The organism is Winogradskyella undariae (assembly GCF_013285155.1).
Lineage (GTDB): Bacteria > Bacteroidota > Bacteroidia > Flavobacteriales > Flavobacteriaceae > Winogradskyella > Winogradskyella undariae.
This window is the reverse complement of sequence record NZ_JABTEL010000006.1, coordinates 14,637-29,113: the sequence shown is the minus strand read 5'-3', so window position 1 is coordinate 29,113 and position 14,477 is coordinate 14,637. Positions and strand designations below refer to the sequence as shown.

Annotated in this window: 10 protein-coding genes and 1 pseudogene; 10 read left to right on the top strand and 1 reads right to left on the bottom strand. The window is 31.5% G+C overall.

Annotation, left to right across the window (positions count from 1 at the left end):
* Positions 1-7: 7 nt before the first annotated feature.
* The 6 genes and pseudogenes from HSX10_RS09790 to HSX10_RS09765 all read left to right on the top strand — a co-directional run bounded on the left by HSX10_RS09790 (position 8) and on the right by HSX10_RS09765 (position 5,521).
* Positions 8-1,225 (top strand): UDP-N-acetylglucosamine 4,6-dehydratase, encoded by a 1,218-nt coding sequence (locus HSX10_RS09790; RefSeq protein ID WP_173588038.1) that lies wholly within the window; start codon positions 8-10, stop codon positions 1,223-1,225.
* A 3-nt stretch (positions 1,226-1,228) separates the two neighbouring features.
* Complete coding sequence (locus HSX10_RS09785; RefSeq protein WP_173588037.1) at positions 1,229-1,933, top strand: nucleotidyltransferase family protein; 705 nt, start codon at positions 1,229-1,231, stop codon at positions 1,931-1,933.
* A 175-nt stretch (positions 1,934-2,108) separates the two neighbouring features.
* Positions 2,109-3,545 carry a CCA tRNA nucleotidyltransferase gene (locus HSX10_RS09780; RefSeq protein ID WP_173588036.1) on the top strand — a complete coding sequence of 479 codons (1,437 nt, stop codon included), beginning with the start codon at positions 2,109-2,111 and terminating at the stop codon, positions 3,543-3,545.
* Between the two features lie 13 nt (positions 3,546-3,558).
* Positions 3,559-3,920 (top strand): annotated as a pseudogene (locus HSX10_RS09775) (four helix bundle protein).
* Positions 3,921-3,955: 35 nt separating this feature from the next.
* The gene (locus tag HSX10_RS09770) at positions 3,956-4,978 is read left to right on the top strand and encodes a COX15/CtaA family protein (RefSeq protein ID WP_173588035.1); all 1,023 of its coding nucleotides are present in this window, start codon (positions 3,956-3,958) and stop codon (positions 4,976-4,978) included.
* 24 nt (positions 4,979-5,002) lie between these two features.
* Positions 5,003-5,521: an IS1096 element passenger TnpR family protein gene (locus tag HSX10_RS09765; RefSeq protein WP_173588034.1), complete on the top strand. Its 519-nt coding sequence runs from the start codon at positions 5,003-5,005 to the stop codon at positions 5,519-5,521.
* A 6-nt stretch (positions 5,522-5,527) separates the two neighbouring features.
* Here the strand turns inward: HSX10_RS09765 and HSX10_RS09760 are convergent, their stop codons facing one another.
* Positions 5,528-6,589, bottom strand: a complete 1,062-nt coding sequence (locus HSX10_RS09760; RefSeq protein WP_173588033.1) for a hypothetical protein — start codon at positions 6,587-6,589, stop codon at positions 5,528-5,530.
* A 99-nt stretch (positions 6,590-6,688) separates the two neighbouring features.
* On the opposite strand from HSX10_RS09760, the gene HSX10_RS09755 reads away from it, so the two are divergent.
* The 4 genes from HSX10_RS09755 (at position 6,689) to HSX10_RS09740 (ending at position 14,465) form a co-directional block, all read left to right on the top strand.
* Positions 6,689-7,585 (top strand): ABC transporter ATP-binding protein, encoded by an 897-nt coding sequence (locus tag HSX10_RS09755; RefSeq protein ID WP_173588032.1) that lies wholly within the window; start codon positions 6,689-6,691, stop codon positions 7,583-7,585.
* Positions 7,586-7,644: 59 nt separating this feature from the next.
* The gene (locus tag HSX10_RS09750) at positions 7,645-8,469 is read left to right on the top strand and encodes an ABC transporter permease (RefSeq protein ID WP_173588031.1); all 825 of its coding nucleotides are present in this window, start codon (positions 7,645-7,647) and stop codon (positions 8,467-8,469) included.
* A 108-nt stretch (positions 8,470-8,577) separates the two neighbouring features.
* Positions 8,578-12,009, top strand: coding sequence for a T9SS type B sorting domain-containing protein (locus HSX10_RS09745; RefSeq protein ID WP_173588030.1), 3,432 nt, complete (start codon positions 8,578-8,580; stop codon positions 12,007-12,009).
* On the top strand, positions 12,006-14,465 hold the full coding sequence (locus HSX10_RS09740; protein WP_173588029.1) for a T9SS type B sorting domain-containing protein: 2,460 nt from the start codon (positions 12,006-12,008) through the stop codon (positions 14,463-14,465). The genes HSX10_RS09745 and HSX10_RS09740 overlap by 4 nt, the downstream gene beginning before the upstream one ends.
* The last annotated feature ends 12 nt before the right edge of the window (positions 14,466-14,477 follow it).

Here is a 14,477-nt window from a genome sequence, read left to right as displayed (position 1 = left end):
AACTCCTATGAAGAATAAAAAACAAACTTTAGAAGAAAGTGTATTAAATATAATCGGTAGAAAAACCGAATTATTCATTAGTGATATCAATAAATATCACAACGAATTAAACACTGTTGTTTCATCTTCAAAATTTCTAGTTCTTGGTGGCGCAGGAACTATAGGACAAGCTGTGGTTAAAGAAATATTTAAGCATAACCCTGTTAAATTGCATGTTGTAGATATTAGCGAAAATAATCTAGTGGAATTAGTTAGAGATATTAGAAGTTCTTACGGTTATACCAATGGTGATTTTAAAACCTTTGCTTTAGATATTGGTTCTATTGCGTATGATGCATTTATCAAATCTGATGGGAAATATGATTACGTCCTTAACCTTTCTGCTTTAAAACATGTTCGAAGTGAAGAAGATCCTTTCACCTTAATGCGAATGATTGATGTAAATATTTTTAATACCGAAAAAACCATTCAACAATCCATAGAAAATGGTGTAAAAAAATACTTCTGCGTTTCTACAGATAAAGCGAGTGACCCTGTAAATATGATGGGAGCTTCAAAACGAATTATGGAACTTTTTTTATTCCAAAAAAGTAAAGAAATTAATATTTCTACAGCTCGTTTTGCAAATGTTGCTTTTTCAGATGGTTCTTTATTACATGGTTTTGAACAACGCATTAAAAAGCAACAACCTATTGTAGCGCCAAACGATGTAAAGCGTTATTTTATAAGTCTCGAAGAATCTGGTCAACTTTGTTTAATGTCTTGTTTATTTGGAAATAACAACGACATTTTCTTTCCTAAATTGAATGAAAATTTTAAACTATCTAGCTTCTCTGATATAGCTATAAACTTTATTAAAAACTTAGATTACGAACCTTATTTATGTAAAGATGAAGATGAAGCAAGAGCCTTGGCTAAAACATTACCGCTCTCTGGTAAATGGCCGTATTTATTAACAAAAAGTGACACCACTGGCGAAAAAGAAATAGAACTATTTTTTACAGAGAATGAAACTTTAGACTTAAATCGTTTTAATTCTATAGGGATTATTAAGCCCAATTCTGAACTGAATTTCAATGATAAAACAGCATCATTTACCAAGTCTATAAATCATTTAAAAGCAGAAAAAAGTTGGACAAAGGAAGATTTAATCACTTTATTCCATAAAATATTACCGAACTTTACCCACAAAGAAACAGGTAAATATTTAGACCATAAAATGTAACGGATGCATCATAAAATAGAAGTTGTAATTATGGCTGGTGGTAAAGGAGAGCGTTTAATGCCTTTAACCGCAAACACACCAAAACCACTCTTAAAGATTGGAGACAAACCTATAATTGAATACTGCACCGACCGTTTAGCTTCATACGGAATTAAACATATAAACATAACAGTCAATTATTTAAGCAACCAAATAATTACCTATTTTAAAGAGAACAATAAACATCAAATTAATTTTAATTACATTAAAGAACCTAAGTCTTTAGGTACAATTGGCGCTTTAAAATTAATTAAAAATTTCAGTAAAGATTACCTCTTGGTAATGAATGCAGATTTACTTACCAATGTAAATTTCAACTCTATTTTTAAAGATTTTATTTCAAAAGGAAGTGATGCATTAATCGCAACTGTTCCTTACAACGTAGTTATTCCACATGATTTGGTTGAAATAAAAAAAGGATTAGTTACTAATTTTAAAAAGAAACATTCTTACTCATATAACTTAAACGCAGGTATTTATATCTTTAAAAAAGACTGTTTAGATTTTATTCCAGAAAACACTTTTTTTGACGCTACAGATCTCATTGAAACCTTATTAGAGAAGGGTAAAAAAATCAGCAATTACCAAATTTCAGATTACTGGTTAGATATTGGTAAACACGACGATTTTAAAAAAGCACAAGAAGACATAAAGCGTCTAAAACTTTAGCCTTTTTACAGGTGTTTTTAAGAATTATTAAAATATTTTAATTCTAATTTATTCTTCTATGTTAAAAAGGGTAATATTCATTTTAAAAAATTGGCCTTGTGTCGTATCTTTGCGCAGCTAAAAAATACAGTTCCTTTTTAATTCATTTTAGAGCCTCTGTACTTTCAATTATCCTATGAATCACAAACAAGCATTAAAGCACAGCATATTTAAATACATCACTCAATCTGCAGAAGAATTGCAAGTAGAAAGCTACGTCATTGGCGGCTTTGTACGCGACTATCTTTTAGAACGAGGTGATGCAAAAGATATTGATGTGGTTGCTGTAGGTAGCGGTATTGAATTAGCTAAACAAGTCGCTAAAAATTTACCAAACCATCCTAAAGTTCAGGTTTTTAAAACTTACGGAACAGCAATGTTACGTTATGATGATATTGAAATTGAATTTGTAGGTGCGCGTAAAGAAAGCTATAACGAAAATAGTAGAAACCCTGTTGTTGAAAATGGCACGCTTAAAGATGACCAAAACCGACGTGATTTTACGATTAACGCTTTAGCTTTAAGCTTAAATGAAAACAATTTTGGAGAACTTTTAGATCCTTTTGATGGCCTTAGTGATTTAGACAAAGGGATTATTCGTACACCTTTAAATCCTGATATTACTTACAGTGACGATCCGTTACGCATGATGCGCGCAATTCGTTTTGCTACACAACTCAATTTTAAAATTGAAGAGACATCGCTAAAAGCCATTGCTGATAATAAAGATCGCATTACAATTATTACCAAAGAGCGTATTGTTGTTGAACTCCATAAAATTTTAGAAAGTAAAACACCTTCTATTGGTTTTATTCATTTAGAACAAACAGGACTTCTTCAATATATTTTACCTGAATTAACAGCGCTTAAAGGTATTGATGAAATTGAAGGCCAACGCCATAAAGATAATTTTTATCACACTTTAGAAGTTGTAGATAATATTGCTAAAACTACCGATAACCTTTGGTTACGTTGGGCTGCATTATTACATGACATAGGAAAAGCACCAACTAAAAAATTCCATAAAAAAATTGGTTGGACTTTCCATGCACACGAATTTGTAGGTTCTAAGATGGTTTACAAACTCTTTAAGCGTTTAAAAATGCCATTGAATGACAAAATGAAATTTGTTCAGAAAATGGTTTTTATGAGTTCTCGACCTATTGTTTTAGCTTCAGAAGTTACCGATTCTGCCGTACGACGTTTGGTTTTTGATGCAGGAGATCATGTAGAAGATTTAATGACGCTTTGTGAAGCAGACATAACAACTAAGAACCCAAAGAAATTTAAAAAATATCATAATAACTTTCAGAAAGTTAGAGATAAAATTGTTGAAGTTGAAGAACGCGATCAAGTTCGAAATTTTCAACCACCTGTTTCAGGTGAAGAAATTATGGAAACCTTTAATTTAAAACCTTCAAGAGAAATTGGGTTAATTAAAGAAACGATAAAAGAAGCTATTTTAGAAGGTGAAATCCCTAATGAACATGCAGCCGCTTTTGAGTTGATGTTGAAACGAGGGAAGGATTTGGGTTTAACTGTTGCGTTAAAAAGTAACAAAGACACAAAGTAGCAAAGACACAAAGATGAAAAACGACCATACATATCGTAAACTTTTAGTTTGGCAAAAGTCAATGACTTTAGTAACTGAAATTTATACTGAAGTGAAAGTTTTTCCATCTGATGAATTATATGCTTTAACATCTCAAATTAAAAGATCAGCAACTTCAATACCTAGCAATATTGCAGAAGGATATGGTAGAGATGGAAAAAAGATTATTTAAGATTTTTAAATATTGCTCTTAGTTCGTTATTTGAGTTACAAACACAATTAGAAATTTCCTATAATTTGAAATTTTTAAACGAAGTTAGTTTTAATAAACTTTATAACGATACAAGAGAAATTGAACGAATGTTAACTAGTTTCATAAGAAAAATTAAAGGTTAAACTTTGATGCTTTGAAACATTAAAACTTTGAAACTTTGAAAAAAAACAAAGAAAATAAGGCAGTTATTTACTGGTTATTGACAGGTTGTGCTTTAATTTTCATTATGGTTATTGTCGGTGGTATCACTAGACTAACACATTCTGGCTTATCAATCTCCAATTACAAATTAATTTCAGGGACGATTCCCCCAATGAATGAAGTAGAATGGAATGAAGCCTTCGAACTTTACAAGCAGTATCCTGAATATCAAAAATTACATAATCACTTCAACTTAGAAGAATTTAAAGATATTTATTTCTGGGAATGGATTCATAGAGTGATTGGTCGTTTTATCGGTATGGTTTTTATCATTCCTTTTATTTATTTCTTAATTAAAAAACGACTATCTAAATCTACTATCAAGAAATCTGTTATTCTACTTATTTTAGGAGGTTTTCAAGGTTTTTTAGGTTGGTATATGGTAAAATCGGGTTTAGTAGATAAACCTAATGTGAGTCATTTTAGACTAGCAGCACACTTAACGACAGCATTTTTAACCTTTGCTTACACATTTTGGGTTGCTTTAGATTTAATGCTTCCTGAGAAAAAAGTGATTGACAAAAAATTAAGAAACTTTATAAGAATTGGTTTAGGCGTTCTTATTGTTCAAATTATTTATGGCGCTTTTGTGGCTGGTTTAGATGCCGGATGGATTCATAATCATTGGCCATTAATGAGTGACGGTAAATGGATACACGAAACTGTATTTATTGAATACAGCCCTGTTTACCTTAATTTTTTTGAAGGTAAAAGTGGCGTTCAGTTTGTACACAGAACGATGGCTTATGTTGTGGTAATTTTTATCCTAGCAATTTGGTATAAGGCAAAACGAACTAAATTAACAGCTTTACAAACTAAAGGGATCAACTTGCTTTTAATAATGGTTGGTGTTCAGTTTTTATTAGGGGTTTTAACCTTAGTTCTTGCAGTTCCGGTTATGTTAGGTGTTCTACATCAAGTTGGTGCTTTTATTTTATTAAGTGCAATGACTTTTACCCTACATCGCTTTACTAAATAATTAAAAAATATTTAACTTTGCAGCATGATTTACAGATTTAGAATTATACTAGACAACGATACAGAAGAAGATGTATTCCGCGATATAGAAATCCGCGAAAGCGATACCATGGAAGACCTACATAATACTATTACTCAATCTTTTGGGTTTGATGGTATGCAAATGGCCTCGTTTTATGTTAGTGATGACCAATGGAATCAAGGTGAAGAAATCGCTATGATGGACATGAGTGAAGCTGGAAATGAAGTAAAAATGATGAACGAAACCATCATTAATTCTTTGATTCACGAAGCTGCAACACGTTTAATATACGTTTACGATTTTATGAACATGTGGACATTCTACGTAGAATTAGGTGAAATTGTAGAAGAAGCCGAAGGTACCGATTATCCAAATTTAATGTTTGTACACGGTCAAATTCCTGATGAAGCTCCAGAAAAAACTTTTGAAGCTGAAGAGGATGAAGACGAATACAATGAGTTTGACGACGATTTAGATCTTGACGATTACGATAATTTAAATTTTGATGAAAATTGGAATTAAAATAAACTAAAGAAAATTTTTCATATTAATGCCTTGGTAATTTCGTTTCACGAAATCTAAGGCATTTTTTAGTATACTGCCCATACCTTCACTTCGTCTAAACTCTAAATCGTGAGTAAAATTATAAATTTCTTCTCGTAACATTTCAATATGTTCTTGCGTAGAAAGCGTATCATTCATCATACAATCTAACAGCAAATTTATTCTACTATTAAAACTAATCATACGTCTTGCAACAATAGAGCGTTCTTCAATTTTATATTGATCTACTGACTCTTTCTGAATTTTACGTCTCACCAACTTAACCATGTCGTGATTCTCTTTAAAAAACTGAGGTCTATAAATATTAAGCTTCCCCTCGTAACTTTGCTGATCAAAATCTATGGCTCTAATTTTATAAACAACATGATCAAAATCGTGTGTTGGCACAATGACATAATTGTAAGAACGCATATCTCCTAAAAGTCTAATTAAGCAACGTTCATTAAACTTTACAAATTCTTTAGCTATTTGAGACTGCTCTACCGGAGTACATTTTGGCAGCATATCTTTCATAAAAACATCTCCAGGAATCCCTGCAATATGTTCCTCTACCAAAGTATCTTTATAAACTAAAAAGTTAAGATAATGAGGAGACAACATGTGTTCTAATTCTAAACCATAAACTCTAGAAGCATCAGCTTTTTTTACATAGAAATTAGTGTAATTATCATTCAAAATATTTCGAACCTTAATTCTAAAAGGCTGAGAATTACCGAAGGTGCAAAAATCAATTGAATCTACATTTAGGTACTTAAAGATATATTCATTTCCATCAGAAATCAAGTTAGAATAAACCCGTTTTAATGCAAAATCTATTTCTTCTCTTTCCGAGTCACTATAATAGACTCTAACCCATAATGTATCCTCATCATCTTCATCATAAACCACAACAGAACCCTGAAAACGCAATAAATCGTCATAAACAATAGGCGAACGCATATTTCTATCATATCTTTCCAAATAAGATTGCAGCTTATCATTTATTGGATATGATGGTTTCTTTTTTGAAATTTTTAAATCTTCCATAACATTAAATTCAGAACTAAATTAATACTTTCTATTTTTATGCTGTAACAATATAACCATTAGTTCGTCTTATTTTATAACTAATCAATCTTTATCAATTTGGAACCAATACTTACGATCAGTAATCTTACAAAGAAATTCGGCTATCTAACGGCTGTTAAAAACCTAACTTTCACCATTAACAAAGGCAATGTTTATGGTATTTTAGGACCTAATGGAAGTGGTAAATCTACAACATTAGGTATCGTTTTAAATGTTGTAAATAAAACTCAAGGTGATTTTCATTGGTTTGATGGCAATATTACAACTCACGATGCACTTAAAAAAGTTGGTGCTATTATAGAAAGACCAAATTTTTACTCTTATATGACAGCAGAACAAAACTTAAAACTTGTTTGCCGCATAAAAGGTGTTGACCATAGTAAAATTGAAGAAAAACTAGATATTGTTGGTCTATTAGACAGAAAAACACACAAATTCAGAACTTTTTCTTTAGGTATGAAGCAGCGTTTAGCCATTGCTTCTGCTCTACTTAATGATCCTGAAATTTTAATTTTAGATGAACCTACTAACGGATTAGACCCACAGGGAATTCATCAAATACGTCAAATTATAAAAGATATTGCTGCCAATGGCACAACCATACTTTTAGCCTCTCACCTTTTAGACGAAGTAGAAAAAGTATGTACACATGTTGTGGTCTTACGTAAAGGAGAAAAACTATATTCTGGTCGTGTAGATGAAATGATTAATAGTCATGGTTTCTTTGAGTTAAAAGCTAAAAAGCATGATGAATTATTAGGGGCCTTAGAACTACATGATAATTTTGGAAAAATAAAAGTTGAAGGTGAATTAATTACCGCTTTTTTAAATGAACCAATGTCGGCTTCCGATTTTAATCAATTAATGTTTGATCGAGGTATTCTACTTTCTCATCTTGTAAAACGAAAAGAAAGTTTAGAAGAACAATTTTTACAATTGACAGACAACAAATAAAATCAATCCAAAAACAACAGCATTCCTTTAGCTTTAGGGATATGTAAAACTCATCATATATGTTACGTCTAATACAACTAGAATTACAAAAACTTTGGCTTAATAAAGCCAGTAGAGTATTAATTATAATATCATTTATTTTACCATTTACCGTTTTAATCCTTTCATCAATAAAAATTAATTTCTTTGGTTTTTTCACTTTAGAACTTGGTGAATTAGGGATTTTTAACTTCCCAATCATCTGGCATATTACCACCTTTTTTGCGGCTCAATTTAAATTTTTCTTTGCCATAGTAGTAGTGAGTATGATTGGTAATGAATATAGCAACAAAACGCTAAAACAAAACCTTATTGATGGATTGAGTAAAAAGGAATTTATACTTTCAAAATTTTATACCATTGTATTCTTCTCTTTATGCGCAACCCTTTTAATTGGTTTAGCAACATTTGCAATTGGAATGTATTATTCAAGTTACACAGAAGCTTCAATAATATTTAGAGAGGTTGACTTCTTACTTGCCTATTTTGTAAAGCTTGTAGGTTTCTTTAGTTTGTGTCTATTTTTAGGCGTACTTGTAAAAAGATCTGCATTTGCTTTAGGTTTTCTTTTCATATTATTCATTGCAGAATCTATTATTTACGGAATAATGAAATGGAAAATCAATGGAGATATTGCCGATAAGATTCATGATTTATTCCCTTTACAATCAATGTGGAATCTAATTGAACAGCCAATTCAAAGAATTATAATGACTAAATTTCCAGATAATACGGATATGGTTTATGATTTTGCCGTGCATTGGTACGAGATTTTTATTGTCTTAGGATGGACCGCTATTTTTGTCTTCTTTTCTTTCTTCTTATTAAAAAAGAGAGACCTATAATTTATTAGAGTAACTACCTAAATTCTATAAGCTTATAATAACTAGAAGTATTAAAAAATCTAGTTATTATATTGCTTATTTTATGTGTAATTTACACCTTTGGGATTTATGAAAAAATTACTCTTATTTTTACTCTTTTTATCTACTAGTATACAGTTATTTGCACAAAATGAAGCTTCCTTTTGGTATTTTGGAAACAATGCTGGTTTACAATTTAATGCACAAGCAGGTACTGTTACAGCCATAACAGACGGTCAAATAAACACTTTAGAAGGCTGCACTTCTATTTCAGATAGTGAAGGGAATTTACTTTTTTATTCTGATGGACAAACCGTTTGGAATCAGGATCATCAAAAAATGGCTAATGGTGATTATTTTGCTGGCACAGGTCTTTATGGAGATCCTTCAAGTACATCTTCAGGTCTTATAGTTCCTAAACCAGAAGACCCTGACAAATATTATATTTTTACGGTAGATGAACCTCATCAGGATAATGCTAACGCTTACCCTAACCAATTTACAGGCACATATGCAGAAGGAGGATCAGTTCCTTATCAAGATGATGGTTTTAACAACGGCTTCAACTATACTTTGATAGATATGACACTTAATGGAGGATTAGGTGATGTTGATATCAATCAAAAAAATATACATTTAGTAACTTACGATACATCTATCCCCATAGAAAACCAATATAAATGCTCAGAAAAAATTACAGCTGTACGTGCTGAAGATTGTTCTTCTTTTTGGGTTATTACACACTTCGGAAATAAATTTTACGCTTTTAAAATTGATGAAAACGGAGTAGAATCAACACCTGTAATTTCAGAAATTGGTCCATATGTTCCTATTGAAGGTTACAGACGAAATTCTTTAGGTTATATTAAAACCTCTCCTGATGCTTCAAAATTAATTGCAGCCAATTACGGAGAAGCAACAATTACAGGCGAAAATGCTAGTGGTAATATCTTTTTATATGATTTTAATAATGAAACCGGTATCATTTCTAATCCACTAGAAATCTATAGTGCAGAAAATGGTAACAGCCCTTATGGTGTAGAATTTTCAGCAGAAAGCAAAAAAGTTTATGCTACCGTAAGTGAAGGTGCTTCTGGCTCTGGTACTAGTTATGTATTACAATGGGATTTAGAAAGTAGTGATATTCCTAATTCGCAACAAACAGTACATACTTCAAATTCTATTAGTTCTGGTGCTTTACAATTAGGTATTGATAAGCGCATATATAGAGCACAATTAAGTTACAACGGACATCCTACAATTTCAAAATACCTCGGTGTTATTACCAATCCTGAAGCTGATGGATTAGATGTAAATTATAACGAAGAAGGTGTGCTTTTAGATATTAATGGTTCTAATCAAAACACTAGTCTCATAGGTTTACCGCCATTTATTCAATCTTTATTTAATTCGGAAATTGATATTATTCAAAATGGAATAAGTACTACAGAATTAAAATTATGTACTAACGATACTTACACTTTACAAGCTATTGATATTACCGGAGCAGATTATGTATGGTCCTTAGATGGTGTTCCTCTAGCTGAAACATCTTCACAATTATTGATTGACACACCTGGATTTTACGAAGTATATATTGAACCAAATAATGGAGAATGCCCTATTGAAGGTAATGCTGTTGTTGGTGTTTTTGATATTCCTGTTGCCTACCCGCTAGCAGATGTTAAAACTTGTTTTGATACAAATACAGAATTTTACAGTTTCAATTTTACAAATAAAAATTCTGAAGCCTTATTAACTCAAGATCCTTTATTTTATAATGTGCGTTATTTTGAAACAGAGGAAGATGCTAATGCAAATACTGATGAAATTACATTTCCATATTTCAACACAAGTAATCCTCAAACCATTTTTGTTAGAGTAGATAATAACGAAAACAGCAATTGCTATGCTATTAATTCTTTTAATCTTGAAATTTTTACCATACCACAAATAGCTGAATTAAATACTATTGAAATTTGTGATAATTATGGCGATTTTATGGACGGTATTTCTGTAATTGATTTAAATCCTTTAGTTCCTACAATTAGAGGTGAACAAGATGAAAATGAAACCACAATTACGTTTCATGAATCTCAAAATGATGCAGAAAATAAATTTAATCCATTAAGCTTAACTTACACTAACACAACGGCTTTTAACGACACTATTTATATTAGAATTGAAAATACTTTAAATACAAATTGTTTCAGTACAGAAAGTTTCAATATTATAATTAACCCAATACCTGTTGCTAATACTATTTCTATTTTGCAATGTGATGAAGATGGTATACCTGAAGGATTTACCACCTTTAATATTAATGATAGATTTAGTGATATTACAGACAACACAAGCAATACTATTGAATTCTATTTATCTTCTACAGATGCCGAAAACCAAGAAAATGAAATAGACGGTAATGCTTTTAATAACTTCTTTAATCCACAAATTATTTACACTAGAGTCACTAATTCTGCTACAGGTTGTATTAATTTTAGTGAAATATCTTTAGAAGTCAGTACAACTTCATCTAACAATACAAGTTTAAAACTCTGTGATACTGATGATACGGAAGATGGTTTTATGCAATTTAATCTATCAAATGCTGATGCTAATATTTTGGCAGGCTTATCCACAGGATTAGATTTAAATTACTACGAAACTTATGAAGACGCCTTATTAGAGACCAATCCACTAGGCACTACTTTTACAAACACGACTGCTTACCACCAGATCATTTATGGAAGAGTAGAAAATGCGAATGCATGTTACGGTATAAGTGAAATAGAACTTATTGTTTTAGAATTACCACAAGTAGAAACCGAATTTGAAACTCAATATTGCATCAACTTGTTTCCTGAAACTATGACCATTGATGGAGGTATTATTAATGACTCACCTAATAATTACTATTATTTATGGTCTACAGGTGAAGATACTTCGACCATTCAAATTGATACTCCAGGAACTTATACAGTAAGAGTCACTAATACTAATGGTTGTTTTAAAGATAGAACGGTTACTGTTTTACCTTCTAATATTGCTACCATAACTAATATTGAAGTTGTAGATGCGACTCAGAATAATTCCATATCTATTTTAGTAAGTGGTGAAGGAGATTATGAATATGCACTTGATGATGAAAATGGACCATACCAAGATTCCAATACATTTAACAATGTACTGCCTGGTTTATATGCTATTTTTGTGAGAAACAAAAATAATTGTGGTGTTACAGAGAGTCTAGTGTCCGTAATAGGATTCCCTAAGTTTTTCACCCCTAACGACGATAATGTTAATGATTATTGGCAGGTTAAAGGCATCACAGAACAGTTTCAACCAAATTCAACGATATATATATTTGATAGATACGGTAAATTAATAAAAGAACTTAACCCCTTAAGTCCTGGCTGGGATGGCACTTTTAGTGGTAAAAAAATGCCAACTAGCGATTATTGGTTTAAAGTAACCTTAGAAGATGGACGCACATACACAAATCATTTCACATTAAAACGATGACAAAAACCCCTACTATTTTTTTTAAGTTTATAATTTTTATTTCTTGCCTTTTATGCCATTTCCCTTTAATAGCACAACAACCTAGTGATTGCCAGTATGCCGTAACCGTTTGTGGAAGTTCTAGTTTTAGCTTAGATGTAAACGGAGCAGGAACACAAGAGCTTAATGGGTCTAACACCTGTGCGAGTCAAGAAAACAACAGTATTTGGTTAGAAGTTAATATCGCGGACGCAGGAACACTTGCCTTTACCTTAACCCCTAGCAGTTCAAGCATCACTGAAGATTATGATTTTTTTATTTTTGGACCTAATGTGAGTTGTGGAAATATTGGACAAGCCATAAGATGTTCTACAACAAACCCTGCTGCTGCAAATCAAGGAAATAACTTAACAGGACTTAGCTCCGCATCTACCGAAACCTCTGAAGGTCCTGGTGCTGCTGGAGATAGTTTTGTAAGCGCTATTGATGCCAATGCTGGTGACAGTTATTTTATTGTTATAGATAGACCTGTAGGCAATAGCCCTTTCTCTATAGAATGGACAGGTACTGCAACTTTTCCTGATGCTCCATCAAATCCTTTAACAAATACCACATCAACAAGCTTACCTAGTATTGATGCCTGTGATGATTTAACGCCTTTTAATGATAATATTAGACAATTTGATTTCACTCAAATGACTCAAGATATTATTAATGGAGAATCAGATATTTCTGTTACCTATCATAGTTCTGAAAGTGATGCCAATATAAACATCAACCCTTTAGGTGAAGTTTTTAATAATACTGCTAGTACAGAAACAATTTATATCAGAATAGAAAATACAACTACAGGTTGTTATATTCTTAATGATGTAAATATTAATGTTTCAGCACTCACAAATTTTAATACTCCTTCAGATTATGAGTTATGTGATGATGATTTAGATGGAGATGATCAAAATGGTATGGTAACTTTTGATTTTGATATTAAAACACAAGAAATCATAGATGGAATTACTAGTGCTAATTACGATATCGGTTATTACTTGACTCAAAACAATGCAGAGGCAGACACTAACCGTTTACCAACAAATTATACAAATACAGCATCTACTCCAACAGAAATATTTGTTAGAATTCAAGATCTAGATAATGGTTGCATAGGTGTTACTTCTTTTAATATTAACGTAATTCCTAAACCTATTGCTAACAATGTATCTCTTTTACAATGTGATGAAGATGGTCTTTCTGATGGGTTTACAACCTTTAATATTACTGAGATAACTAATGAAGTTACAGGAGGAAATACAGATTCTACGATTTCGTATTACCTTTCTCAAGTTGATGCTGAGAATGAAGAAAATGAAATAGATGCTAGTGCTTTTAATAATTTCTTTAATCCACAAATCATTTATACTAGAGTCACAAATTCCACTACAAATTGCGTGAATTTCAGTGAAATATCTTTAGAAGTCAGTACAACCTCATCTAACAATACAAGTTTAGAAGTTTGCGATACGGACGGCACAGAAGATGGTTTTATGGAATTTAACCTTACAGATGCTGATACTAGTATTTTGGCCGGTTTAACCACAGGATTAGATTTAAACTACTACGAAACTTATGAAGATGCCTTATTAGAAACCAATACTCTAGGCACCACTTATACAAATACAATTGCTTACAATCAAATCATTTACGGAAGAGTAGAAAATGCGAATGCATGCTATGGTATAAGTGAAATAGAACTTACTGTTTTTGAATTACCACAAATAGAAACCGAATTCGAAACTCAATATTGCACCAACTTATTTCCAGAAACTATGACCATTGACGGAGGTATAATTAACGACTTACCTAATAACTATTATTATTTATGGTCTACAGGTGAAGATACTTCGACCATTCAAATTGATGCTCCAGGAACTTATACCGTAAGAGTCACCAATACAAATGGGTGTTTTAAAGATAGAACAATTACTGTTTTACCTTCAAATATTGCGACCATAACGGATATTGAAGTTGTAGATGCAACACAGAATAATTCAATCTCTATTTTGGTAAGTGGTGAAGGTGATTATGAATATGCCCTTGATGATGAAAATGGAATATACCAAGACAGTAATACCTTTAACAATATAGAACCTGGTTTATATACAGTATATATCAGAGATAAAAATAACTGTGGAACTACAGATGCTTTAGTATCCGTTATTGGTTTCCCTAAGTTTTTTACACCTAATGATGATGATGTTAATGATTATTGGCAGGTTAAAGGAATTTCTGCACTCTTTCAATCTAATTCTTCGGTATTAATATTTGATAGATATGGAAAATTACTAAAAGAGCTCGATCCTTTAAGCCCTGGTTGGGATGGCTCATTTAATGGAAAAATAATGCCTACTAGCGATTATTGGTTTAAAGTTAAACTTCAAGATGGACGCACATTTACCAATCATTTTACTTTAAAGTTATAATTTAAAATTGTT